The following is a 25,880-nucleotide window of genomic DNA, read 5'->3' as shown; positions in this document are numbered from 1 at the left end:
ATCGGCGGCCCCGCGCCAACAGCGGCCGCCAATCTGGGAGAGAACGCCGTGACCAATTCCGCCACCGGGCCGCTGCCCGCTTCCGTCCTCGAAGCGCTGGGCCGCTATGATACGCCGACGATCTGCAACGCCATGGAGATCGTGGCGCCGGAGCGCCGCCTGATCGGCTACACCACCAAGCAACTGGTTTGCCCGTTCCCGGATCTGCCGCCAATCGTCGGCTACGCCCGCACCGTCGCGATCCGCTCGGTGCTGAAGTCCTCGCTGCCGGCCGAAGAGCAGTCGAAGCGCCGTATCGAATATTACGAATATGTCGGCACCGGCCACGGCCCGCGCATCTCGGTGATCCAGGATATCGACGGCCCCGACGTCGGCTACGGCGCGTTCTGGGGCGAGGTGCAGAGCAACGTGCACAAGGCGCTCGGCTGCCTCGGCGTCATCACCGATGGTTCGATCCGCGACATCCCGCAATGGGCTCCGGGCTTCCAGGCGCTCGCCGGCTCGATCGGCCCGTCGCATGCGTGGGTGCATGCCGAGAGCTTCGGCGGCGAGGTGCGTGTCGCCGGCATGACCGTGAAGTCCGACGACCTCATCCACGCCGACCAGCATGGCGCCATCGTGATTCCGCTCGACGTCGCCGCAAAGCTGCCTGAGGCCGCCGAGCTCTGTGGCCGCCGCGAGACGCCGATCCTCGAGATCGCCCGCAGCCCCGACTTCTCGCTGGAGAAGCTCAAGGCCGCGCTGAAGCGCTCGGCGGAGATTCACTGAACGCGGGGGCAATCCATGGACATGGCCGGCAAGACGGTGCTGATCACGGGCTCGACCGATGGTGTCGGGCGCTATGTTGCGAGCCGTCTTGCCGCCGAAGGCGCGCACGTTCTGATCCACGGCCGCGATGTGGCGCGGGCGAAAGCGCTGATCCACGAGATCGTGGAGGCCGGCCATGCTGCGCCGACCTTCTACCAGGCTGACCTGTCATCGATGGCGGGGACGCATGAGCTCGCCGCGGCCGTGATGCGGGATCATCGACGTCTCGACGTCTTCGTCAGCAATGCCGGCATCGGTTCGCAGAACGACGGGCCGCAACGGCAGGAGAGCCGTGACGGTCATGAGCTGCGCTTTGCCGTGAATTATCTCTCTGGCTTCCTGCTCGCCCATCTGCTGCTGCCGTTGCTCAAGGCGGCCGCGCCCTCGCGTATCGTCAATGTCGCTTCGCTCGGCCAGCATCCGATCGATTTCGACGATGTCATGATCACGAAGGGCTACAGCGGCTCGCGTGCCTATGCACAGAGCAAGCTGTCGCAGATCATGTTCACGATCGATCTTGCCGAGGAGTTGAAGGGCGCCGGCATCACCGTGAACGCGCTGCATCCTGCGACCTATATGAACACCACGATGGTCCACGCCGGCGGCATCACCCCGATGTCGACGGTGGAGCAGGGCGGCGCGGCGATCCTGCATCTTGTCGAAGGCGACGACGTTGCCGGCAAGAGCGGCCTGTTCTTCAACGGCCTGAACAAGGCGCGCGCCAATCCGCAGGCCTACGATGCCGATGCGCGCCGGCGCCTGCGCATGCTCAGCCTGGAGCTGACGGGACTATCGTCCTGACGGCCGCCTTTATGGTTAGCAAAGCGTTGAGATTCAGGTCGCTGAACGGCAAAGCCGGCGTGCTTTCGGCGCACCCGCGCCGCTCTATCGCACCGGCGGAACTTAACCTTTACGCGGCTTTAAGGGGGGCACTCTAGGGTTTCCGATGCGGTCCGGGGTTGGGCCGCGCCAGCGGCCAGGACGGCCGTTGTCGTGTTCGCGTTGGAGTCTCCCATGGATATCATGACGGGTGTCGGTCTCACGGCGGGCACCATCGTCATCGTGACGATGGTCCTCATGGGCGGCGACCTGCACATGTTCGTCTCCGAACATGCTGTGATCATCATCTTCGGCGGCTCGATCTCGGCCACCATGATCCGCTTTCCCCTCAGCGCGCTGCTGCATGGCCTGCCGCTCGGCGCCAAATTCGCTTTCACCATGAGCCGCCTGTCGGCCCACGACCTCGTCGACGAGCTCGCCCGCATCGCCGAGATCGCCCGCAAGCAGGGCCCGGTGGGCCTGGAAAAGGTCGAGACCGACGAACCATTCCTTGCCAAGGGAATCCGCTACGTCGCCGACGGCTACGACCTCGACTTCATCCGCGACAATCTCGAGCGCGACCGCGACAACTTCCTGATGCACCTCGACGAGGGCAGCAAGATCTACCGCGCCATCGGCGACTGCGCCCCGGCCTTCGGCATGATCGGCACCCTGATCGGCATGGTGCAGATGTTCGCCAACATGACCGACCCCTCCAAGCTCGGTCCGTTCATGGCGACCGCGCTGCTCGCCACGCTCTACGGCGCGCTGGTGGCCAACCTGTTCTGTCTGCCGATCGCCGACAAGCTGCACGGCAAGCTGCTCGATGAAGAGACCAACCGCACGCTGATCATCGACGGCATCCTCATGATCCGCGACTCCAAGAGCCCGACGCTGGTGCGTGAGATGTTGCTGGCTTACCTGCCGGAGAAGCATCGTAACGCCGAAGGCGAGCCGGTGCCGGCTTGAGGCCGCCGCCGGGATCTAGCTCATGGCCAAGAAGAAGCGCGGCGATGCACATGGAGGTGGTCACGGCTGGTTCGTGACCTTCGCCGATTTGATGGGGCTGATGATGAGCTTCTTCGTGATGCTCGTCGCGTTCTCGACCCAGGACGCCAACAAGCTGAAGGTCGTCGCCGGCTCCATGCGCGACGCTTTCGGCGTCCAGAGCGAAGCGCGATACGCCGGCATCGTCGAGTCCGACGGCCTGCCGACCCGGCCGCGGCTGAAGAACGTCGACCATATCGAGCCCGAGGATGCCTCCAACACGCCGACGCCGGACCAGGAGGATCGCGACCGCACCTCGGGCGCGAAGCTGAAGATCGATCGCAACTTTGCCCTCGCTGCGGCTTCGCTGCGCCAAGCGTTGCAGGACATGCCAGAACTGACCGAGATGTCCAAGCACATCATGTTCGAGGAGACCAAGCAGGGGCTCAATCTCGAGATCGTCGACCAGGACGGCCGCTCGATGTTCGCGGACGGCTCCAAGGTGCCCTACGACCGCACCCGCCGCCTGATCGAGAAGCTCGCGGTCCCGCTCAAGGCAACCCCCTTGCGGGTCTCCATCACCGGCCACACTGCGGCCGGCTTCGTGCCGACCCGGAGCGATTACGGCGCCTTCGATCTCTCGGCTGACCGCGCCAACGCGGTACGCCAGATCCTCGAGCGCGAGGGCCTGCCGCCGTCACATGTCTTTTCCGTTTCCGGCAAGGCGGATACCCAGCCGCTGTTCCCGGACGATCCGTCGCTCGCCGCGAACCGCCGCGTGACCATCACGCTGATGCGCGAAGATCCGCCGCTGCCGCCGAACTTGAAGCCCTAGGGCCCTTGCGCTACCATTTTACCTGAGGCTTTGATCGCGAAGGCGATGAACGTGGCCGGCCCGTCACAGCATGCTCCGCTGCGCCTGCTATGGTGGCGACCCGATTGACAGTCGGAGCGGAAGCGTCAAAAGGCGCCGGATCAATTCCAGGGACGAAGCGTTCTCCACCTTCATGACGGCGAGCATCACATCGGCTGAGACCCAGGAGGGGCCGGTCACCTCGGGCTTTTGGTCTCTCACGCTTGGGAGCATCGGTGTCGTGTTTGGCGACATCGGGACCTCGCCGCTCTACGCATTCCACGAGGCCGTCAGGGGCGCGGCCCATGGAGAGCCGGTCACGCGGATCATGGTGCTCGGCGTGCTGTCGCTGATCCTGTGGGCGCTGCTGATCGTCGTCACCGCCAAATACGTCCTGTTGCTGTTGCGCGCCGACAACAACGGGGAGGGCGGCACGCTCTCGCTGATGGCGCTCGGCCAGCGCGCATTGGGCCGACGAAGCTGGTTCCTGCTCGCGCTCGGCGTGGTCGGCGCGTCGATGTTCATCGGCGATTCCATGATCACGCCGGCGATCTCGGTGTTGTCGGCCGTCGACGGCCTCAAGCTCGCGACGCCGGCGTTCGAGCATTATGTCGTGCCGTTGACGGTGCTGATCCTGGTGCTGTTGTTCGCGGTCCAGAGCAAGGGCACCGCGCTGGTGGCCTCGGCCTTCGGTCCGGTGATGGTGATCTGGTTCGGTTGTCTGGCGGTGCTGGGCGTCATTCACATCGCCGATGACCCGTCCGTGCTGGCCGCGATCAATCCCTATTACGCGCTGCAATTCCTGCTGTCGCACGGCACGATCGGCCTGGTGACGCTCGGCGCCGTCTTCCTCGCCGTCACCGGCGGCGAGGCGCTCTATGCCGATCTCGGCCATTTCGGCCGCAAGCCGATCCAGTCGGCCTGGATGTTCTTCGTGCTGCCATCGCTGCTAATCAATTATTTCGGGCAGGGCGCGCTGGTGCTGTCCGATCCAGGCGCGATCGAGCACTCCTTCTATCGCATGGTGCCCGAGCATCTGGTGCTGCCGCTGGTCGGGCTTGCCACTGCCGCCACCGTGATCGCCAGCCAGGCGGTGATCACGGGTGCCTATTCGCTGGTCTATCAGGCGGTGCAGCTCGGTCTCTTGCCGCGCTTCGAGGTGCGCTACACCTCCGAGACCCACGCCGGCCAGATCTATCTTCCGCGCGTCAACCGGTTGCTCCTGATCGGCGTGATGCTGCTGGTGCTGCTGTTCCACACGCCCAGTAACCTGGCCTCGGCCTATGGCATCGCAGTCTCCACCACCATGGTTGCCGACGGCATCATGGGTTTTGTGGTGATCTGGAAACTGTGGAATTGGAAGGCCGCGACCGCGGCGGTCGTGATCCTGCCCTTCGTCATGGTCGACATGACGTTCTTCAGCGCCAATTTGCTGAAGCTGCTCGAAGGCGCCTGGGTGCCATTGCTGTTTGGCGCGGCCATGGCGGCGACGATCTGGACGTGGCGGCGCGGCTCGGGAATCCTGATCCAGAAAACGCGCCGGATCGAGGTGCCGCTGGACGATCTGATCCGCAGTCTGGAGAAGCGTCCGCCTCATATCGTCAAGGGTACGGCGGTGTTCCTGACCAGCGATCCTGCCTTTGTGCCAACCGCGCTATTGCACAATCTCAAGCACAACAAGGTGCTGCATGAGCACAATGTGATCCTGACGATCGAGACTGCGCATACACCGCGGGTCGATCTGTCCGAGCGTTTCCGTATGGAGAAGATCAGCGACAAATTCTCCAAGGTCCGGCTGCGCTTCGGCTTCATGGAGCAGCCGAACGTGCCCAGAGCGCTTGCGATCGCGCGCAAGCAGGGCTGGCAGTTCGACATCATGTCGACGTCGTTCTTCGTGTCCCGGCGCGCGCTGAAGGCTTCGGCGCAGTCGGGGATGCCGCTTTGGCAGGATCACCTGTTCATCGCGCTGAGCCGCTCGGCCAACGATGCCACCGACTATTTCCAGATTCCGACCGGCCGGGTGGTTGAAGTCGGCACACAAGTCACCATTTGAACGCAATTGGCGGACCTATGCGAAATTTGCATGGTGTGGGCCCAGAATCGGGCTAGGCTATGCCAGCAGCGCAGGACTATAAGCCCGCGCTCTTCCGCCTTTGTGCAGTGAAGCATTTTTTTAGAGGCCACCGGGCTCTCCCATGACAAGCGACGTAGCAGTTCCCGCCCCGGAAACGGCGGCGGCAAATGGGCATGGCGACGCCCACACCACGGCCGGTTTCGGTGCGCTGACGCTCGGCAGCATTGGCGTGGTCTATGGCGATATCGGCACCAGCCCGCTCTATGCGTTCCGCGAGGCGGTGATGGCGGCCTCGGGGGCCGAAGGCGCTCCGACGACGGCGGCCATCCTCGGCGTGGTCTCCCTGATCCTGTGGGCGCTCATCGTGGTGGTGACGCTCAAATACGTCGTGATCCTGCTGCGCGCAGACAATAACGGCGAGGGCGGCACGCTGGCCCTGATGGCGCTGGCCCAGCGCGCGGTCGGCACCGGCGGGGCGACCATCGTCCTGCTCGGCATCATCTCCGGCGCCCTGTTTTATGGCGACGCCGTGATCACCCCGGCGCTCTCGGTGTTGTCGGCAATCGAAGGTATGAAAGACGTCACGCTGACGTTCGAACCTTACATCGTGCCGCTGACGATCGTGATTCTGGTCGTCCTGTTCGCCGTCCAGTCCCGCGGCACCGCCCGGGTTGCTGCCTTCTTCGGCCCGATCATGTGCGTCTGGTTCGCCGTGCTGGCGGTGGTGGCAATCCATCCGATCATCCGGCAGCCGCAGGTGCTGCTCGCGCTGAATCCGCTCTATGCCGTGTCGTTCATGCTTCATCACGGCATCATCGGCTTCGTGACGCTGGGTGCGGTGTTCCTGGCGGTCACCGGCGCCGAGGCGCTCTACGCCGACCTCGGCCATTTCGGCAAGCGGCCGATCCAGACCGCGTGGCTGTTCATCGTGCTGCCCTCGCTGGCGCTGAACTATCTGGGGCAGGGTGCGCTCGTGCTCGGCGAGCCCGGCGCGATCGAGAGCCCGTTCTTCCAGCTGTTTCCGCAAGGCTGGGCCCGCGGCGGCATGGTCGTGCTTGCGACCGCCGCGACCGTGATCGCCAGCCAGGCCGTCATCACCGGCGCTTATTCGCTGACGCGCCAGGCGATCCAGCTCGGGCTGCTGCCGCGCTTCGAAATTCGCCATACGTCGGAAGCCCATTCCGGCCAGATCTTCATCCCGCGCATCAACCAGCTTCTGCTGGTCGCGGTGGTGCTGCTGGTGCTGCTGTTCCGCTCCTCCAGCGCGCTGGCCTCGGCCTACGGCATCTCGGTCACCGGCACCATGGTGGTCACGGCGATGATGGGCTTCGTCGTGATCTGGAAGGTGTGGCGGTGGTCGCCGTTCGCCGCGGGCGCCCTGATCGCGCCGTTCCTGTTCCTGGACCTGACGTTCCTCGCCGCCAATTTGCTCAAGGTGTTCGAGGGCGGCTGGGTGCCGCTGGCGCTCGGCGCGCTCATGATCATCATGATGTACACGTGGCGGCGCGGCAGCCGGCTCCTGTTCGAGAAGTCGCGCAAGCTCGAATTCCCGCTGGCCGACCTCGTGGCGATGCTGGAGAAGCGGCCCCCGCAGCGGGTGCCTGGAACTGCCGTGTTCCTGACCTCGGACCCGCTCAGCGCGCCGACCGCGCTGATGCATAGTCTCAAGCACTATAAAGTGCTGCACGAGAAGAATGTCATTCTCACCATCGAGACCGCGCAGACCCCGCGGATCGATCCGGCCGAGCGCGTGAAGCTGGAAGCGATCAGCCCGACCTTCTCCAAGGTGACGCTGAAATTCGGCTTCATGGAATCGCCCAACGTGCCGAAGGCGCTCGCCATCGCCCGCAAGCTCGGCTGGCAGTTCGACATCATGTCGACCTCGTTCTTCCTGTCGCGCAGGGCGCTCAAGCCCGCCGCCCATTCCGGCATGCCGCGCTGGCAGGACAGGCTGTTCATCTCGCTCAGCCGCTCCGCCAACGACGCCACTGACTATTTCCAGATCCCTTCGGGGCGCGTGGTCGAGGTCGGGACGCAAGTGACGATCTAAGGCGTTGCGGTTCAGGTTGCGCCGCCTCTCTCAAGCCTTTGTCGCGCCTGATGTTTGGAGGCGCGAGGTTGGCATGCCGTCGAAGAATACAAGCGCCGCGGTCAGGCCAAAGGCCCCCGGGACCTTCGGCCGGACAGGCGCGTCCGTCCGGCCGAAACGATCGACAGATCGAACCCTTATTTGCCCGGCTGCGCGACGACGCGAAGATATGGCGTCAACGTCTTCCAGCCGTTCGGATACTTCGCGGCCGCCTGCTCGTTGGACACAGCGGGCGGAATGATGACATCATCGCCTACCTTCCAGTTCACCGGCGTTGCCACCGCGTGTTTCGCGGTGAGTTGGCAAGAGTCCAGCAGGCGCAAGACCTCATCGAAGTTGCGGCCGGTGGTCATCGGATAGGTCAGCATCGCCTTGATCTTCTTGTCAGGGCCGATGACGAACACTGAGCGGACCGTGGCGTTGTCGGCGGCCGTCCGACCCTCGGACATCGTGCCCGCGCCCTCGGGCAGCATGTCGTACGCGGTCGCCACTTTGAGCTCGGTATCGCCGATCATCGGGTAGTTGACCGCGTGGCCCTGCGTGGCCTCGATGTCCTGTGACCATCTCGCGTGATTCTCAACGGGATCCACGCTGAGGCCGATGATCTTCGTGTTTCTCTTGTCGAACTCCGGTTTCAGGCCGGCCATGTAGCCGAGCTCGGTGGTGCAGACCGGGGTGAAGTCCTTGGGATGTGAGAACAGGATGGTCCAGCTATCGCCAATCCAGGTGTGGAAGTCGATCGGGCCGTGCGTGGTATTGGCCGTGAAATTCGGGGCCTCGGCGTTGATACGAAGCGTCATGTCCAGTTCTCCTGTTGCGCCCCGGGCGGTCGGAGCGCCCGGCGGTTGACGCCGTCCTGCACGTTGCGCACGGCGCGCGCTATGCAATTCTGGCATGAACAGGATCAGTCGTCTGGCGAAGCTCGGCCAGTGTCGCATTCCGCCGCAGGGTTTTCGACGGAGCTTCGCCGAAACGAACACGATAGGCCTGCGCGAATCGACCGAGCTCCCAAAAGCCGTACCGCATGGCAATTTCGGTGACCGTAGTTGCGGCAGGATCGGACATCAGCAGGCACTGGCGAATGTGATCGAGGCGGCGCCCGCGCGCGTATCGCATCGCGCTCTGACCCAGAAACTCCTCGCAGGCGAGATTCAACGTTCTCTGCGCAACACCCACCTCGGTGCAGAGGTCTGAAAGCGAAAGCATGTCTTCCGGACGCTCCCGTAGCGCGCGCTCCAGGCTCGCAACGATCTGGCGATGGCGGCCGGGAGCAGCTCGGTCCCGGCTCTGCTGGCCGGCGGTGAGACAGGCAAGCAAGGCCTCCGTGATGGTAGCCGCCAGCGCTTTGGCCGGTGCCGGCATCTGGACGACCCAAGGCTCTTCTCTGGCGAGGCGCTCCACATCGTTCATCAGGGAAACGAGCCGCGTCCGCTGCGGCTCGGGAGCCAAAAACAACCGGTCGTCGTGCGCCGGGACGCTGGGTTCAAGGCCGGCGACATCGGCACCGTATGCTGCCAGCAAGTCAAATGGCACGGTGACGACGGCAGCGGACCCCGGTTGGCGGGGCGGGATGGCGCAGCAGAGGTCATTGGGCCTCGGGTGAAAAATATGCTTGTGGCTGACGGTCCAGCCGGAGATGCGACGGGCGGCAGTGGGGTCGGTCGCGAACATGAAGACGTGCGCGTTGGGAACACCCGAGTTGAGAGTCACGGAGGCCGAGGCCGTGCGCAGCCCAATGCTCAGCCGGTCGAGGCTTACGCGGGTGAGGCTCGCGTGGAATGTTTTGCCGACAGCGCTGCCAAAGCCGAGAACGTTGGCGCCAGCCGCGAGTTTGATGGCCTCGAAAGCGTAGGCTTCCGGATCGGTGAAGGCAGCGATATCAACGCCGTGTGACACCGCGGTGCCCTGTCGGTCGTGCGACGTGCTGGCGCTGGCGCCTGGGATCCCCATCGTCACGACCGTAGGGTAACCATGTCAGTCCGGCAACGCGTTTGATGACGGGGAGGCCGGTGGGGCGAGTGCATCGAAGCGCCCGGTATCCGCATAGCCTTTTCAGGCTGGCGTCCGGCCTCCAGCCGCGCTTCACCTCTCAGCGGTTTAGCTTTAAGTTCCGGCGCCTTGCCCAAGCCTTTGTAGCGCTTGATTTTTGCATGCCGAGAGGCGAGGTTGCCGCCGGCCGGGATCGCCCCGGCAAGCGCCCCGCGACGTTGGAGGATGATGTGGCAAATCAAGTACAGGATCTGACCCCGGACGAGGTCTCAAAGGGTGTCGCGGAAGGGCGCTATCTGCTGGTCGACGTGCGCGAGCCAAACGAGGTCGAGGCCGAGGCCTACCCTTACGGCGTCGTCGTGCCGCTCTCGACCTTCGATCCCAAGGCGATCCCCGATCCGCAAGGCAGGGAGGTCGTGTTCGCCTGTCGCTCGGGCAAGCGCTCGGTGACGGCCTCGCTCGCCGCCCAGGCCGCGGGCCTGCCTTACGACAAGCATCTGGCCGGCGGCATGCTGGGCTGGAAGGCGGCGGGGCTTCCCAGCAAGGTCGGTGGCTAGCCCGGCGATGACGACCAAGAGCTCCTCGCTGAACAAGGTCTTCGCCGACCTTCCCGTCACCATCTTCGAGGCGATGTCGCAGGCCGCGCGCGACAACAATGCCATCAATCTCGGCCAGGGCTTTCCTGATGATCCCGGCCCGGAGGACATCCGCCGCGCTGCGGCCGAGGCTTCGCTGAACGGCTACAACCAGTATCCGTCGATGATGGGCATCCCGGAGCTGCGCCAGGCGATCGCAACCCATTACGGCCACTGGCACGGCCTCAAGCTCGATCCCATGAGCGAGGTGATGGTGACATCAGGCGGCACCGAGGCGCTCACCTCGGCGATCCTGGCGGTGGTGCAGCCCGGCGACGAGGTGGTCTGCTTCCAGCCGGTCTATGATTCCTACCTGCCGATCATCCGCCAGGCCGGCGGCATTCCGCGCCTCGTCCGCCTCGAGCCGCCGCACTGGCGGCTGAATGAGGACATGCTGAAAAGCGTATTCAATTCAAAGACCAAGGCGGTGCTGTTCAACAATCCTCTGAATCCGTCGGCGGTGGTCTATCCGCGCGAGGATCTGGAGCTGCTCGCGCGCTATTGCCAGGAGTTCGACGTCATCGCCATCTGCGACGAGGTCTGGGAGCACGTCACCTTCGACGAGCACAAGCACATCCCGCTGATCACCATCCCCGGCATGCGCGAGCGCACCATCAAGGTCGGCTCGGCCGGCAAGATCTTCTCGCTGACGGGCTGGAAGATCGGCTTCGTCTGCGCCGCGCCGCCGCTCTTGCGCGTCGCCGCCAAGGTGCACCAATTCCTGACCTTCACCTCAGCGCCGAACCTGCAAGCCGCCGTCGCCTACGGCCTCGGCAAATCCGACGACTACTTCCTGTCGATGCGGAAAGATCTGACGCGGAGCCGGGACCGCCTGACCAAGGGGCTCGAGAGCCTGGGCTTCCCCGTGCTGAAGTCGCAAGGCACCTACTTCCTCACCGTCGACCTGTCGCCGCTCGGGCTCAACGAGAGCGACACCGAGTTCTGCTGGCGCATCGTGAAGGACTACAAGGTCGCGGCGATCCCGGTCTCGGCCTTCTACGAGCAGGACCCGGTGACCTCGGTGGTGCGCTTCTGCTTTGCCAAGAAGGACCAGACGCTCGACACCGCGCTGGAGCGGCTGTCGGACGCGGTGCGTGGACGCAAGAGGTAGACAGAGATGACGAACGTCAGCCGCTCTCGTTTCGGCTTTGGTCTAGCGATCGCCGCAGCGCTGACGTTGCTTTCCGTCCCCGCGAGGGCGGAAGAGCGGGTCGTCAACTTCTACAACTGGTCGAACTACATGGCGCCCGACGTTCTTGAGGCCTTCACCAGGGAAACCGGCATCAAGGTGGTCTACGACACCTTCGATGCCAACGAGACGCTGGAGACGCGTCTGATGGCCGGCAAGTCCGGCTACGACGTCGTGGTGCCCACCGCCTATTTCCTGCAGCGCCAGATCAAGGCGAACATCTTCCAGAAGCTCGACAAGTCGAAGCTGCCGAACCTCGCCAACGCCTGGCCCGTGGTGACGCAGCGCCTCGGCATCTACGATCCCGGCAATGTCTACGCCGCGAACTACATGTGGGGCACGACGGGCATCGGCTACAACGTGGCCAAGGTGAAGCAGATTCTCGGGCCTGACGCGAAGATCGACAGCTGGGACATCGTCTTCAAGCCGGAGAACCTCGCCAAGTTCAGGGATTGCGGCGTGCACATGCTCGACTCCGCCGACGACATCTTCCCGGCGGCGCTGAACTATCTCGGGCTCGATCCGAACTCGACCAAGCAGGCTGACCTCGAGAAGGCCGCCGACGTCGTCGCCAAGGTCCGCTCCTCCGTGCGCAAGTTCCACTCGTCCGAATATTTGAGCGCGCTCGCCACCGGCGAGATCTGCTTCGTGGTCGGCTGGTCCGGCGACATCATGCAGGCTCGCGCCCGAGCGGCCGAAGCCAAGAGTGGCATCGAGATCGGCTACACCATCCCGAAGGAGGGCGCGCAGATGTTCTTCGACAATCTCGCGATCCCCGCGGATGCCAAGAACGTCAAGGAAGCCTACGAGCTGATCAACTATCTCTATCGTCCGGACGTTGCCGCCAAGAACTCGGACTTTTTGTCCTACGCCAACGGCAACCTAGCCAGCCAGAAGCTGGTCGATCCAAAGATCCTGAACGACAAGAACATCTATCCAGACGAGGCGACGCTCGCAAAGCTGTTCGTCATCACCGCCCGCGATCCCGCCACCCAGCGCATCATCAACCGGCTCTGGACCAAGGTGAAGACCGGGCGCTGAGGCGCTGAAGCATCCACAGCGTCATGGCCGGGCTTGTCCCGGCCATCGACGCCTTGCCCCGCGGCACGAAAGAACGTGGATGCCCGGGACAAGCCCGGGCATGACGACGTCTTGTCCGCATGCAAATTCTTCAAATCAACCCCATGCACAGTAGCCGTCGAGCGCAAACGCGACTTTCGATTTTACGAAATTGTGTTTGACCCGTCGGGCAAAACACTGGCAGAATTGCATCCTGCCCATCAGGTGCTCAGAACCCGACACGCACGCCGGCGCGGCCGCTGACGACGTTGGAGCTATCCGACAGCGCCAGATATTCGGCGGCCGCGAACAGGCTGACATTGCGGCTGCGCCACTCCAGGCCGAGCCCGCCAAAACCGCCCCAGACGTTGGCTTGACCGGGCGTCGCGAACGGAATGGCCTGGCCGAGCAGGGCGGCGTTGACGGTGGAGCTGCCGACGCGCTGCGTGCCGAGCACGCCGCCCGACAGGCTGGTGGAGAGCTGGCTCGTCGGACCGAACGCCACGCTGCGCGTCAGCTTGACCTCGCCGCGCTCCTCGACGGTGCTCGCGGTCTGCTCGCCCACGGTCAGCGGCGCGGTGGTGCCGGTTTCGGTATAGCCCTCGAAGGCGCCGTAGAGATAGCGCAGGCGCGCGCTCGGCGTCAGCGTGTAGGTGGCATCCGCGAGCTGGCCCAGCGCGAAGCGATGACCGAAGGTCAGCTCGGGGCTGACATACCAGCCGTTGAAGGACGCGCTCGCCGTCTCGATCCCGCCCGCGACGAGGTTGTTGTTGATGGTGCGCGTCGCGCTGTTGCGCGAGCTGCCGCCCTGGATCGCGCCGTGCAGGAAGGATGCGCCGATGTCGTAGCGGGCATAGGCGCCGCCGAACAGCAGGTCGGAATCGGTGCTGCCCTGGTTGAGATCGATGCCGGTGCGGGTCTTGCCGCCGCCGAGGAAGAGTCCGGTGCGCAGGTCGGGACGCGCCGCAAAGTCGGCGCCGATCATGCCGCCATAGAACAGATTGGCGGTGCGCAGCAGGACGCCGTCCTGCTGCTGGATGCGCTGGCCGACAAAGCCGCGGGCCCACACGGTCGTGCCGTCGGCATAGGCTGCCGTCGGCGCCTTGAACACGGCAGCCTCGCTCGCATAGGCGGAGGCAAGTCCGGGAATTGCGGCAAAGACATCGTCGAAACGCGTGGGCGCATCAGGTCCTGCGAAGGCGAGCGGCGGAGTGCCGCCGGACGTGCCACCGGAAAACACCGGGACGGCATCGGACACGCCGCGGGTGAAATCGGCGAGCGAGCGCCAGTTCGCCGCAAAGGAGGTGGGGTCGATGGCGGCAGCCTGGTTGCCCGAGGCAGCGAACGGCGCGGTGCCGGTCACGGTCGCGCCGGCGAGCGTATTGAAGGTCAGGTTCTGGTTGCCGCCGCCGAAATTGACGGTGTTGCCGCTGCCGAGCGCGATGCTGTGGCTGCGCTCGCCGAGCCCGGCGGCGGCGCCGCCCGCGCCCAAATAGATCGCGCCGATGATGCGCGAGCCCGGCAGAAGCGTCAGCGTGTCGGCATTGCCAGTCAGCTGCAACGCAATGGGTCCAGAAATGATGCCGGAGTTCGTTACCGAGGCGTTGTAGGCGTAGATGCCGACCTGGCCCCCGGAGATGGTACCGGCATTTGTCGCATTGGCGGTGGAGGTGGTGATGCCGACCGAGCCTCCCGAGATGGTGCCGGAGTTGGCCACGTTGGCGGTGGTGGCGTAGATGCCGACTACGCTCCCCGAGATGGTGCCGGAGTTGGTCACATTGGCCGTATTGGCCCAGATGCCGAGGCCGAGGCCGTTCGCTGCTGTGCCGGTGACGCTGCCGGAGTTCGTTACATTGGCATTGTGGGACACGGCGTAGATGCCGACGCCGTAGCCGCCCGGTCCTCCCGTGCCGGAGATCGTGCCGGAGTTCGTCACATTGGCGTCCCGATTGGCGGTGACGCCGAGGCCGTAGCCCCTTGTCCCTGCCGTGCCGGAGATGGTGCCGGTGTTCGTCACGTTGGCATTCGTGCCGGCGATGCCGATGCCGGCGTACGCTCCCGTGCCGGTGATCGTGCCGGAGTTCGTCACGTTGCTATCCCGGTAGGCGTCGATGCCATAGCCACCCGCGGACGGCGCGCTGCCGGAGATCGTGCCGGCGTTGGTCACGTTGGCGTCCTGAGCGGCAAAAGCTCCAACGCCGGTCGCGCTTCCCGCGACGACGCCGGAGATCGTACCGGTCGCTGTATTTGTCAGAGTCAGCGTTGCCGAATCCTGCAGGCCGATAGGGTTGCCAAGAAACGTGCTCGTGTTGATCAAAGTGGTGCTGTTGCTGCAGGTTTGATTGGTCTGCACCGGCGAGCCGACGCAGGCCTGCGCGCGTGCCTCGTTCGCGTGCCACGACAAAGCGGGCAGCAGCGCAGCGATGAGCAGAAGCGGGTGACGACAACAAAATGAGTTCCTGGGAAAAATTTGCATCGCTCAATCCAACTCTGTTTCGCTCAATCCGTGAGCAGCGGCAATGTTGATGTCGGTGACGCCCGACGTGGAAATCATGCAGCCTGAATTGCTGCCGGTGATGTCTCGAAGTCCTGATGGCCGAGCGCCGATGTGCCGACTACCACTCGTAACGGACCGTCCCCTTGCCGGCGTAGGTCTGCGTGCTGCGCGAGAATTCGCCTTCGATGGTGCCCGCAAGCGACAGGCCGTTCCGCCACTTCATCTCGGCGCGGCCGCCGACGAGCGCGGAGTCGGCGGCAGGTTGCGCGCCGTTGACCGTGAAGGCTGCGCCCGGCAGCGACTGGAAAGCGGCGCTGACGAGGCGGTTGGTGTTGGTGTCGTGGGCCCAGGCGAGGCGGCCGCGCAAGGTGAGCAAGCCATTGTCGACGAGGAAGCTCTGGTCGGTGCGTGTGCCGAGCTCGGTACGGACATTTGTCGTGTCCTGCGAGCCGTAAGAGAGCGCGAACTGGTTGCTGCCGACGAGGGCGGTCTCGCCGTAGCCGGGCAGATGGAAGGTGGTCACTTGTGCGGCCGCGTAAGGCGTCACGCCGAAGCTGGAGGCGGGGATGGGTGCGAAGCGCCAGCCGGTTTCGAGGCGGCCCGCGAAGGTGCTGGCCTTGAAGTTGGCGGTCAACCGGTCGGTGCCCGACACCGTCACGGTGCGATCGGTGGTGACGTCCTGCCAGCCATAGGCTAGCGCCGCGGAGAGATAGGCGGGCCCGAAATTATGTCGGGCATAGAGGCCAGCCTGGAAGACATCGGCGCGCCCGCCGCCGAGGGCATCCGCGACGGAGAAATTGAAGCCGGCGCCGCCGAGTGCAAAACCGACCAGCGTGTCCGGCGAGAGGCGATAGTCGGCGCCGACCACGGTGCCGTAGATGCGGCTGGTGGTGGAGCTCGAACCCGCCGCCGCATTGCCGCTCAAATTGCTGGCGCCGCCGTAAGCAGAGGCCCACACGCCCCAGCGACGGTCGATGGCCTCGTCGCCGGCCTCGCGCGGCGTCACGGCCGCAAACGCCTCGCGCACCCTGGCGTCGCCCTGTGCGGTGGCGGCATAGCTCAACGTGCCACCGTCCGTAGCGCCTCCAGTCATGCCGCGCTCGGTGTCCATTCCGTTCCCGAGCGGATCGAGCATGCCCAGAAACTGCTGCATGGCGTTGAACGCCGCCTGCGTGCTGGCCGCACCCGGCTGGCCGGAAACCTGATTGAGCGCCCGGGCGAGCTGCGCGTCGCTCATGTTGAGCAGCGCATCGAAGCCCACGGGCGGCGCGGCCCCGCCTTCGACCGCCTTGTTGATGCTGCCGGCGACACCGGTCTGGTTGCCACTGCTGCCTGAAGGCAGAATGAGCGTGCCAGGATCGAGCACGAGATAGACGTTGTTGAGGTTATAGGTGAGGTGCGGGTTGCGTGCGCTGTTGAACGTGCCGCTGACACTCAGCCCGGCGAACTCGGTCCCGCTGAAACCGCCAGTCGCCGTGAGGATGGTGAAGGTCTGGCTTCGGAAGCTGGCGGGGGTCGCCGCCACCGCCTGCACCGTGGCACCGGTGAGCGTCGCGGTGCCCGAGACGTTGGTCCGGTCGGCGGCGGCGGCGGAAACCTCGACCGTGTAGGAGCTGCCGGCGCTGAAAGTCAGATTGCCGCTGACGGTCAGCGTGCCCACGGAATTGCCCGGAGCCAGCGCGCCGCCGCTCGCAATCGTCGTGTTGCCGACGATGCCGGTGCCGCCGAGAACCCCGCCGCTGTTCACGCTGACGCCGCTCGACGCCGTGATATCGCCGTTCACCGCGAGCGTGCCGCCGTCGACCGTCGTCGCGCCGGTATAGCTGTTGACGCCCGAGAGCGTCAGCCGTCCGGTGCCGACCTTGACCAGCGAGGCGCCGGTGCCGCCGCCGGATCCGCCGTCGACGATCACGCCGGTCACAGTGGTGGATAGATTGTTGCTGCCGACCGTCAGCTCGTTGCCGCCGAGCGCGAACACTCCACGACCGGAAAGCGAGCCGGCGGTGAGCTTGCGGTCGCCGTTTGCGCCCGATGTCCTGGAGAAATCGAAGGCGGCGCCCGAGGTGCTGTTGATCAGCTCCGCGTTGCCGGCGTTGGAGGACATCAAGAACAGCACATTGCTGTTGTTCGTGATGGCGGCACTACCGGCCGTGGCATGGGTGCTGAAGCTCAGCGCGCTGTCGTTGGTGATATCGGCGCTTCCCGCCGTCGACGTGGCGTCGAACACGGTCTGGCCGTGGTTGAGGATCGTCGCATGGCCCGCGGTGCTGGTCTCCCCGAAATAGAGAGAGCCCGTGCCGGTGATGGTGATGGCCGCATCGCCGCCCGTGGCCTGGTTCCGAAACATCATCGAGCCGTTGTTGGTGATGGTGGCGCTGCCCGCGGTCGCGTTGTCCTCAAATGCGAGCTGCAGATTGATGCTGCTGACGATCGTCGCATTTCCGGCTGAGCTTCTGTCTCCGAACCCGAGCCCACCGTTGTTGTTGATGATGGTCGCGTTGCCGGCCGTACTCGTATTGGTGAACCCGATTCCGCCACCGGTGATGTGGGCGCTTCCGGCGCTCGCGGCGTTGGAGAAGTTGATAAAGCCCACACTGTCGATGGTCGCGCTACCGGCCGAGCTCGAGTCCTGGAAGCTTATGTTGCCGGTGTTGCTGATGGCCGCGCTGCCGGCCGTGGCGTTGTTCAGGAAGTTCAGCCTTGCGGCGTTCGCATTCGTGATCGTGGCGCCGCCGGCCGTGCTGGAGTCCTGGAAGTTGATGGTGGAGAAAATGTCGTTGTTGATGTTGGCGCGGCCGGCCGTGCTGGAGTCGTGGAAATTCAGAACGGTAAACTGGCCATGCATGTAGTCGCTGATGTTGTTGATGGTCGCACTGCCGGCCGTGCTCGAGTTCGAGAAGCTGAATCCGCCGCTGTTTGTGATGGTGGCACTGCCGGCGGTGCTGCTGTTCAGGAAGTTCAGCGTTGCCGTGGTGGTTGTATTGTTGATCGTGGCCCCACCGGCGGAGCTGGTGTCGTAGAAGAGGATGGTCGAGCCAATGTCATTGGTGATGTTGGCGCCGCCGGCGCTGTTGCTGTTGCGGAAGTTCGTGATCCCGCTGTTCGAGATGCTGGTGATGCCGCGCGCGTCGGCGTTGACGACGTCGAATGTGCCGCTGGCGCCAACGGTGACGGTCCCCGCAATCGATCCGACACCGCCGCCGGAGCCACCGAGCTGCAACGTGCCGGCGTTGATGGTGGTGCCACCGGTATAGGTATTGGCGCCCGACAGGGTCAGCCTGCCGGCGCCGGTCTTGACGATGCCGGACGCGCCGCCGGTTTCGCCAATGGCGCCGGCCTGGGTCGCGCCGCCGGTGGCGACATCAAGCGTCGTGCTGCCGCGAAGGTCGATCGTATTGCCGATGGCGACGCCATCTGCATAGGCGATCGTCCCGCCATATGTCGTCAGCACGCCGGTGCCGAGCGCATTGTTGTGGGCAAGCCCCAGCGTGCCGGCGTTGAGTGTAACGCCGCCCGTGAACGTGTTGTTGCCGGAGAGGGTCAGCGCGCCGGTGCCGGTTTTCACGATGCCGAACGCGCCGCCGGTTTGCCCGATGGCGCCGGCCTGGGTCGCGCTGCCGGCGGCGACATCGAGCGTCGTACTGCCGCGAAGGTCGATCGTATTGCCGATGGTGACGCCGTCGGCATAGGCGACGGTCCCGCCATAGGTCGTGAGCACACCGGTCCCGAGCGCGTTGTTGCTGGCGAGCCCCAGCGCACCCGCGCTGAGGGTGACGCCGCCCGTGAACGTGTTGTTCCCCGACAGCTTCAGCGTGCCGGTGCCGATCTTGACCAGCGAGCCGCCGGTGCCACCGTTGTAGCCGCCGTCGGCAATGACGCCGCTGACTTCGGTCGAGAGATTGTTGGAGCCGACGGTCAGCTCGTTGGCCCCGAGATTGTAGGAGCCGGCGCCCGCGATCGAGCCGGCGCTGATCCTGTGGTCGCCGTTGGGCCCCGTCGTGTACGAGAAATCGACCACGCCGCTGGCATTGTTGAGAAGGGTGGCGCTGCCGGCGGTGCTGTTGTCGGCGAACGTGAGGGCGTTGTTGACGGTGATGGAGGCGCTGCCGGCGGTGCTGTTCTCGATGAAGACCGTGGCGCCGAAGATGCCGGAGCTCGTGATGGAAGCGCTGCCGGCCGTGCTCGAGCCAAGAAATATCAAGCCGGCGTTGCTGGTGATCGTCGCGGTTCCCGCCGAGCTGGAGCCGGCGAAATCGACGGTGCCGGAATTGTGGGTGATGGATGCGCTGCCAGCCGTGCTGGAGTCCCGGAAAATCAGGAAGGAGAAAGTGTTGGTGATGGACGCGGTGCCGGCTGAGCTGGTGTCGTAGAAAATCGTGTAGTTGTTGTTCAAGTTGGCGATGACGGCGCTGCCGGCCGTGCTGGAGTTGTGGAAAAACAGTTGGGACCCAGTGTTGGCGTTGTTGATGGTAACGCTGGTGCCATTAGCGACAATGCCAGCCCCGTCGAACACGAAATGCAAGTTATAGTTGTCGAACGTATAGGCTGGCGCGCCAGCGGTGAACGTCCAGCCGCCAACTGCCATGAGGCCGCCGCCGCCGCCGACCGCCAGGTGGCTGCTGTTCGTCGCACCGAAATAGGCGGTTCCCGTCGGCGCCGTGCCGGTGTCCCAGTTGGCGCCGCTGCTGTAGACGTTGGTCGCCGGCGAGGCCAGCCAGGTGGCATCCTGCGCCTGAGCCGGCGCGGCCGGCAATGCCCAAGCCAACGTCAGCGCCGACGACGTCAGCAGCGCCGCCCGCAGGCGGCGGGTCGCTTTGAAACAATCTTTCCCGGTCTTCACCACTTCCCCCAACACGCGGTCCCGAGTCCTCGATGGGATTCTTCGCATCGGGTGGGGATTGGTGTCCTGATAAGGACTTGGCTACTTTCTGAAAGTTTCTGATATTTGCGTTTCAGACCCGATTTTCGGGCATTTTCGCCAGACTTCCGCTATATGAGCCGCCTTGAGAGACGTGTTGGGGGTTAGCTTGCTTCGTTTCGCCGGCTTCGAGCTGGATCAGCAGCGCGCGGAGCTTCGCGGAGCCGATGGCACGCCGATCAAGCTCCGGCCCAAGACCTTCGAGATGTTGCGGCTCTTTGCCACCAGCGGCGGCCGGGTGCTGAGCAAGCAGGAGCTGATGGAAGCGGTCTGGCCGAACGTCCATGTCGGCGAGGACAGCCTGTTCCAATGCATCCGCGAGCTCCGCACCGCGCTCGGCGACGAGCGGCGGCAGCTGATCAAGCTCGCCTCCGGCGGCGGCTATCTGTTGGCGACGGAGGTTGAGGCTGTGCCCGCCGCCGACCCGGCGCAGGCCGAGGAGATCCGACCGGGCCCGCCCGGCGAGGTCGCGTCCCCGCCGCCCGCCGAGATCGCCGCCGCAAGGCCACAGCGCGCCTGGTTCGGCTTGAGCCGGCAGGCCACGGTTGCCGCCGTGGCCGGGCTCTGTGTGATCGTCATGGGGCTTGCGGTCGCCGCACCCGTGCTGAAGCCGGACCTCCTGTTCAGGCGAACGCCGCCGCGGCTCGCGGTGATGCCGATCGTTGACGACAGCAACGACCCGCGCGGCGCGGCGATGGCCGCCGAGGTCACCGCTCGTCTCACCGATGGTTTTGCCAAGATCCAGAACATCAGCGTGGTTGCGCCACGACTGGCGGCCAAGGGCGGCGACAGCACTGCTGCGTCCGCCGCATCATCCGATTACGAGCTGCGCGGCGAGCTGGAGCGTCGCGATCAGTCGTGGACGCTGCGCGCGCGCATCATCAAGGCCGCGACCGGCGAGGTTCAGTCGGTCGTCACAGCGTCCGTCGCCGCGGACGAGGCGGACGCGCAGCTCGCGCAGTCGCGTCTGGTCGCGGGCGTCGGTCATGGGCTTGCGCGCCGTCTCAACGAGATTCTGGAGTCGCGTGCGCCGCGCCCGCTGGCTGCCGGGGCGTCGGCCGGCGGCGACAAGGTGGCCGTCGAGCAGGCGCTCGCATCGATCAATCAGACCACGCGCGAGCGTTTTGGCGCGGCACAGGCCATGCTGCAGAAGGCGCTTGCCGACGACCCTGCCAATGTCGATCTCGCGGTCGCGCTGTCTTCGCTGCAGCTGCGCGGCATCCAGATGGTCTGGTTCAGCCCGGAGGAGGCCGCGATGGTCGAGGCGAGCGCCAATGCGACCCTCGAGCAGGCGTTGCGGCTCAAGCCCAATTCGATTCCGGTGATCGAGGCCCATTGCCGCTTCCTCAGCGCCACCAATCATTTCGTGGAAAGTCTCGTCACCTGCGCCAGGGCGTTGAGCTTCGACCCGTGGGACGGGTCTGCGCTCTATCTGATCGGCCTCGGCCAGATCTTTCTCGGCCGCTTCGATGATGCGCTCGCGACCTTCCAGCAAGCTGATCGTTACGACACGCCGGCGGCCTCGCGCTGGACCTGGCTGCTCGGCGCGGGCCTTGCGAACGTATTGATGGGGCGTGACGAGGAAGCGCTGCCGTGGCTGCAGCGCTCGATCGCGATCACGCCGGGGACCGGCCGCTCGCACCTGCTGCTCGCAGCCGCCTATCAGCGATCGGGCCGCCTCGAGGAGGCGAGGGCCGCGATCGCGGAGGGGCTGCGCTTGCGGCCGGGCACGACCAGGCAAAGCGTCTCGCCGCCAATGAAGAACGCAAGCCCGATTTGCATCGCAGCCTGGGAGCGCGTCGTTCAGGCCGAAGTGGGTGCGGGATTGCCGGAGAGGTAGGCGAGGGCGCGCCGCGTGCTCAGTCGTCATGCCCGGGCTTGTCCCGAGCATCCACGTCTTTGTTCTCGCGTTTGGAAGCGCGTGGATGGCCGGGACAAGCTCGGCCATGACGGAGAGAGCGATGCCGCCTACCGCCACCTGCGATGCAGCCACAGCCACTGCTCGGGATGCTCGCGCACCCAGCTCTCCACCACGCTCGTGATCGCCTGCGTCGTGCCCTGGATGTCGATCTTGCCATCGGCATCGCGGACCGGCGGGATCTCTTCGGTCAGCTCGGCGCGGAAGCGGAAGCCGGGCAGGCGGATGATGCGCACGCCGTGGATCGGGCATTCGACCTGGCGGAGCAGGCGCGCCAGCATCGGATTGGCGCGGGTCTTGCGGCCGAAGAAGGTGACCTCGACGCCGCCGGTCAGGTACTGGTCGATCAGCATGGCGACGTGCTTGCCGTCCTTCAATGCCTGCGCGAGCCGCAAGGGCGCATCGCGGCCCGCGGGGATCAGCGTACCCATGTTGACCTGGCGCATCTCCTGGATGATGCGGTCGGCGGAAGCGATGTTCGGCCGGCGATAGAGGATCGCGGTGTCGAGCTCATGCGCGACCGCGGCGAGCGCCGGCAATTCCCAATTGGCCAGATGCGAGGCGAAGATCAGCGCCGGCTTGCCGTCGTCACGGATGCGGTCGAACCGTTCGATGCTGCTCTGGGGAAGCTCGATCCGGCTGTTTTCCGGATGCGCGCGATCGTAATCCCAGACGTGGTCCATATGGGCGAACTCGGCGCCGACGCGGCCGAGATTGTCCCACACGCCCATCAGAATCTCTTCGATCTCTTCCGGCGATTTCTCGGGAAAGGCCGCGGTGAGGTTGGCGCGGCCGATGCGATGCTCGCGCAGGTGCGGGCCGATCGCCTTGGTGACGCGCGCGAAAAAGTCCGAGGTCTTGACCGGATCGAAATAGCGCGTGGTGCGCAGCATGCCGACGGTGGCAGCGCCAATCAGGCCCCCGCTGATCGACTTGGCCGCATTCCGCGCGCGAATCTTCGTGCTGATGGAAATCAGCGCCATGCTGCGTCAGGTCAGGCCGGTTCGCGGGTCAGGATCAGCGAGGCATTCTGGCCGCCGAAGCCGAACGAGTTCGACATCACGGCGGTGACGCGGGCATCGCGCGCCTTGTTGCCGACCACGTTGAACAGGATCGTGGGATCCGGCGTCTCGTAATTGATGGTCGGCGGGATGCGCTGATGCTCGAGCGTCAGCAGCGAGAAGATCGCTTCCACCGCGCCGGCGGCCGAGATGGTGTGGCCGACCATCGACTTGTTCGACGTTACCGGAATCTTCTGCGCGAGGTCGCCGAACACGGCCGAGGTCGTGTTGAACTCCATCTTGTCGTTCTCGGGCGTCGCGGTGCCGTGCGCGTTGATGTGGTCGATCTGGTCCGGCGTCATGCCGGCATCGGCGAGCGTCTTGTTCATGCAGCCGATGATCGGCTTGCCGTCGGGCGAGGAGCGGGTGCGATGGAAGGAGTCGGTGAGCTCGCCGCAGCCGGCGATCACGCCGAGAATCTTGGCGCCGCGCGCGGTCGCCGCTTCATAGCTCTCCAGCACGAGCGCGCCGGCGCCCTCGGCCATGACGAAGCCGTCACGGTTCTTGGAGAAGGGGCGGGAGGCGGACTGCGGCGGATCGTTCTGGGTCGACAGCGCCGACAGCAGCGAGAAGCGCACCATCGCTTCGGGGTTCACGGTGCCGTCGGTCGCAACGCACAGCGCCGCATCGGTCTCGCCGCGGCGGATCGCCTCGACGCCGAGCTGGATCGAGGTCGCGCCGGACGCGCAGGCCGTCGACAGCGAGATCGGCGAGCCCTTGGTGCCGAAGGTCTCGGCGAGGTGGGCGGCCACCGAGCCGAACATGAAGCGGTGGTGATAGGCGCTGTACTTGCCGCCGCCGGAGATGCGCAGCAGATCGTCATAGGTGAAGTCGGGCTTGCCGACGGCGCGGCCGAGCTCGCGACGCTGCGGCCATTCGACCTCGACCGGCGCAACGGCCAGGAAGAGGGGACCGGGGAAATCGCCCTTGGCGCCGATGCCGGCCTGCTCGAGCGCTTCCTGCGTGACCAGCTCGGCCATGCGTTCGGACAGACCAGTGGAGGAGAACGGATCGACGCTGACGAAATCGACCGTGCCGGCCATCGTGGTCTTCAGTCCGTCGACCGGAAAGCGCGTGATGGTGCGGATGCCGGATTCGCCCGCGACGAGCTTGGACCAATTGTCGGCTTTGCCGGCGCCGAGCGAGGTCATGATACCCATGCCGGTGACGACGACGACGGGGCGCCCGAACTTGTCGCGTGGTGCAGTCATGTCGATCCCCCGATAGAGTTAGAGCATGATCCGGAAAAGTGTGACGCGGTTTTCCGACAAGATCATGCTCAAAACAAAAACGGCCAAAGCGCCGAGGCGCTTCAGCTCACCGCTTCGACCAGCGCCATGCCTTCGCCGCGCCAGTGTCCAGCGCCCACCACGACGATCTGGGTGGGCGACCCCTGCATTTCAACCTCGGTCCCCGTGGAATCATTCGGCGGGAACAGCGCGCCGCGCGAGATCGCCAATGCGGCGAGCGCAATCCCGAGCGGGAATTGCGTTTCCATGGTGTGCCCGAACATCGTACCGGTCGCGCGCACGGGGAAGTCGGCGTGCTTCTTCAGGAAGCCGCGCTCCTCCGACGTCGCCGGCTCAGCGCCGGTCGCGCCCGAGATGATCGCGCCCTTGCCATCGCGCCTGGGCAGCTTGGCCCAGAGCTTCTCCAGCGTCGCTTCCATGTCGCCAGGCTGCTTGCGGCGGGCGAGATCGGCGACGACGCTCGTGAGCTTGGCGAACGGCTTTGCGCCGCGTGCCTCGGCATGCGCGCGCGATTCCAGCACCAGGAAGGCGCCGGCCGAGCCGAGCGCGAAGCCGGCGTGGTCCTTGCGTGCCCACACGGGCGCGAACTTGTCCTTGAGGTTGAAGTCGCCGAATTCGTAGAGAACCATGAGGTCCTTGCGCTCGCCGTTATGCGAGCCGCCGACCAGCGCAATGTCGCTCTCGCCCGAAGCGATGCGCGCGAGCGCAATGCGGGCTGCGTCCGCACCCGCGACCTCTTCGCCCATGAAGGTGCGCGAGGTGCCGCCGAGGCCGTGGACGATGGCGATGTTGCCGGCGAGAAGGTTGGAGAGCTGGGCCAGGAACAGCGTGGGGCGCAGATCGCTCATCAGCCGCTCGTTGAGGAAGCCGGGCGCGTTGGCGCCCTTGGCTTCGGCGGTGAGCACGCCGGTGTCGACGTTGAGATCGCGCTCGCCGCCGCCGGCAGCGACCACCATGTCGATCTTCGACAGGATGTCCTTGTTGCCCTTGATGCCGGCCGAGTCGAGCGCGAGTCCCGCGGCATAGGTGCCGATGCGCTGCCAGGCTTCCATCTGGCGCTGGTCGCCCTTCTTCGGGATCTGGCTATCGAACGAGACGGGCAGCAGCGGGTGCACGATGAAGGGCGCAAAACCCTTCTCGTCGACATTGATGCGCTTTTCTGAAAGCGCGGTCCAGTTGGCGTCGAGACCCTCGCCGAGCGAGGTGGCAAGACCAATGCCGGTGATCCAGACTTCCGTCTGGCCCGGCTTCGAAGCGGTGTCAGTCATGGCGATACGGCCTGTTGCGGAAAGCCGACACGTTGTGCGACCGCGTCCATGTAGCCGCGCATATCCGCATTGGGGAAGGGGATCAGCGTGAAGGTCAGCGCCGAATTGGCGCGCAGCTTGCCGCCGACCCGGATCTTGGCCTCGGTCATGGCATAGCCCGAGCCCTCATGGGTGAGGCTCGCCTCGATGCTCATGAGATCGCCGGGAAACACCGAGCCGCGCACCTTGGCTTCCTTTACGGCAGCGAGAATCGGCATGCGCTCGAATTTCAGGACGCCCAGCAGGAGAAAACCCGAGGCCTGCGCCATCGATTCGATCAGCAGCACGCCGGGCATCAGCGGATAGCCCGGGAAGTGCCCCTCGAAGACGGTGCTCTCCTGGGGAACCTGGGCCTCGACGACGATCGTCTTCTCGTCGACCTTGAGGTCGACGATGCGATCGATCATGTGGAAGTATTCGAGTTGCAT

18 protein-coding genes are annotated in these 25,880 nt (G+C 65.3%); 10 read left to right on the top strand and 8 right to left on the bottom strand.

The genetic code is table 11. From position 1 onward, the window contains the following. Positions 1-48 precede the first annotated feature (48 nt). The 6 genes from XH89_RS23540 to XH89_RS23515 all read left to right on the top strand — a co-directional run bounded on the left by XH89_RS23540 (position 49) and on the right by XH89_RS23515 (position 7,590). A complete protein-coding gene (locus XH89_RS23540) occupies positions 49-768 on the top strand; it encodes an RraA family protein (protein WP_128934471.1) in 720 nt (239 codons plus the stop codon). A 15-nt stretch (positions 769-783) separates the two neighbouring features. After that, positions 784-1,608, top strand: coding sequence for an SDR family NAD(P)-dependent oxidoreductase (locus XH89_RS23535; protein ID WP_194462794.1), 825 nt, complete (start codon positions 784-786; stop codon positions 1,606-1,608). A gap of 213 nt (positions 1,609-1,821) precedes the next feature. Next, on the top strand, positions 1,822-2,595 hold the full coding sequence (locus XH89_RS23530) for a motility protein A (protein WP_194462793.1): 774 nt from the start codon (positions 1,822-1,824) through the stop codon (positions 2,593-2,595). A 22-nt stretch (positions 2,596-2,617) separates the two neighbouring features. After that, positions 2,618-3,448 (top strand): flagellar motor protein MotB, encoded by an 831-nt coding sequence (locus XH89_RS23525; RefSeq protein WP_194462792.1) that lies wholly within the window; start codon positions 2,618-2,620, stop codon positions 3,446-3,448. 172 nt (positions 3,449-3,620) lie between these two features. Further along, positions 3,621-5,519: a potassium transporter Kup gene (locus XH89_RS23520; protein WP_194462791.1), complete on the top strand. Its 1,899-nt coding sequence runs from the start codon at positions 3,621-3,623 to the stop codon at positions 5,517-5,519. Positions 5,520-5,661: 142 nt separating this feature from the next. Further along, positions 5,662-7,590, top strand: coding sequence for a potassium transporter Kup (locus XH89_RS23515; protein ID WP_194462790.1), 1,929 nt, complete (start codon positions 5,662-5,664; stop codon positions 7,588-7,590). A 176-nt stretch (positions 7,591-7,766) separates the two neighbouring features. Here the strand turns inward: XH89_RS23515 and XH89_RS23510 are convergent, their stop codons facing one another. Together XH89_RS23510 and XH89_RS23505 are read right to left on the bottom strand one after the other, a co-directional pair. After that, entirely contained in the window at positions 7,767-8,429 is a 663-nt protein-coding gene (locus XH89_RS23510; RefSeq protein ID WP_194462789.1) for a peroxiredoxin, read from the bottom strand. 79 nt (positions 8,430-8,508) lie between these two features. Beyond that, positions 8,509-9,525 (bottom strand): AraC family transcriptional regulator, encoded by a 1,017-nt coding sequence (locus XH89_RS23505; RefSeq protein ID WP_194462788.1) that lies wholly within the window; start codon positions 9,523-9,525, stop codon positions 8,509-8,511. Positions 9,526-9,848: 323 nt separating this feature from the next. On the opposite strand from XH89_RS23505, the gene XH89_RS23500 reads away from it, so the two are divergent. Genes XH89_RS23500 through XH89_RS23490 form a run of 3 tightly spaced genes read left to right on the top strand, consistent with a single transcriptional unit; the run spans position 9,849 to position 12,483 of the window. Then, positions 9,849-10,175 carry a rhodanese-like domain-containing protein gene (locus XH89_RS23500; protein WP_194462787.1) on the top strand — a complete coding sequence of 109 codons (327 nt, stop codon included), beginning with the start codon at positions 9,849-9,851 and terminating at the stop codon, positions 10,173-10,175. Positions 10,176-10,182: 7 nt separating this feature from the next. Further along, the gene (locus tag XH89_RS23495) at positions 10,183-11,364 is read left to right on the top strand and encodes an aminotransferase (protein WP_194462786.1); all 1,182 of its coding nucleotides are present in this window, start codon (positions 10,183-10,185) and stop codon (positions 11,362-11,364) included. A 6-nt stretch (positions 11,365-11,370) separates the two neighbouring features. Further along, complete coding sequence (locus XH89_RS23490) at positions 11,371-12,483, top strand: polyamine ABC transporter substrate-binding protein (RefSeq protein WP_194462785.1); 1,113 nt, start codon at positions 11,371-11,373, stop codon at positions 12,481-12,483. Positions 12,484-12,730: 247 nt separating this feature from the next. Here the strand turns inward: XH89_RS23490 and XH89_RS23485 are convergent, their stop codons facing one another. Together XH89_RS23485 and XH89_RS41990 are read right to left on the bottom strand one after the other, a co-directional pair. Continuing rightward, positions 12,731-14,905, bottom strand: coding sequence for an autotransporter domain-containing protein (locus XH89_RS23485; RefSeq protein ID WP_194462784.1), 2,175 nt, complete (start codon positions 14,903-14,905; stop codon positions 12,731-12,733). A 211-nt stretch (positions 14,906-15,116) separates the two neighbouring features. Next, positions 15,117-19,838 (bottom strand): autotransporter domain-containing protein, encoded by a 4,722-nt coding sequence (locus XH89_RS41990; protein WP_194462783.1) that lies wholly within the window; start codon positions 19,836-19,838, stop codon positions 15,117-15,119. Positions 19,839-20,025: 187 nt separating this feature from the next. Here XH89_RS41990 and XH89_RS23475 point away from each other — a divergent pair, with 187 nt between their 5' ends. Beyond that, entirely contained in the window at positions 20,026-21,756 is a 1,731-nt protein-coding gene (locus XH89_RS23475) for a winged helix-turn-helix domain-containing protein (RefSeq protein WP_194462782.1), read from the top strand. Positions 21,757-21,884: 128 nt separating this feature from the next. Here XH89_RS23475 and XH89_RS23470 read toward each other — a convergent pair whose 3' ends face one another. The 4 genes from XH89_RS23470 to XH89_RS23455 all read right to left on the bottom strand — a co-directional run bounded on the left by XH89_RS23470 (position 21,885) and on the right by XH89_RS23455 (position 25,880). After that, on the bottom strand, positions 21,885-22,817 hold the full coding sequence (locus XH89_RS23470) for a lipid A biosynthesis lauroyl acyltransferase (RefSeq protein WP_194462781.1): 933 nt from the start codon (positions 22,815-22,817) through the stop codon (positions 21,885-21,887). Positions 22,818-22,828: 11 nt separating this feature from the next. Then, positions 22,829-24,106 (bottom strand): beta-ketoacyl-ACP synthase, encoded by a 1,278-nt coding sequence (locus tag XH89_RS23465; RefSeq protein WP_194462780.1) that lies wholly within the window; start codon positions 24,104-24,106, stop codon positions 22,829-22,831. 101 nt (positions 24,107-24,207) lie between these two features. Then, positions 24,208-25,413, bottom strand: coding sequence for a beta-ketoacyl-ACP synthase (locus XH89_RS23460; RefSeq protein ID WP_194462779.1), 1,206 nt, complete (start codon positions 25,411-25,413; stop codon positions 24,208-24,210). Next, the gene (locus XH89_RS23455) at positions 25,410-25,880 is read right to left on the bottom strand and encodes a 3-hydroxyacyl-ACP dehydratase FabZ family protein (protein ID WP_194462778.1); all 471 of its coding nucleotides are present in this window, start codon (positions 25,878-25,880) and stop codon (positions 25,410-25,412) included. Before XH89_RS23455 ends, XH89_RS23460 begins: the two co-directional genes overlap by 4 nt.

Source organism: Bradyrhizobium sp. CCBAU 53340 (assembly GCF_015291645.1).
Classification (GTDB): Bacteria; Pseudomonadota; Alphaproteobacteria; order Rhizobiales; family Xanthobacteraceae; genus Bradyrhizobium.
The sequence above is the reverse complement of the archived record's forward strand: the minus strand, read 5'-3'. Positions and strand labels throughout refer to the sequence as shown.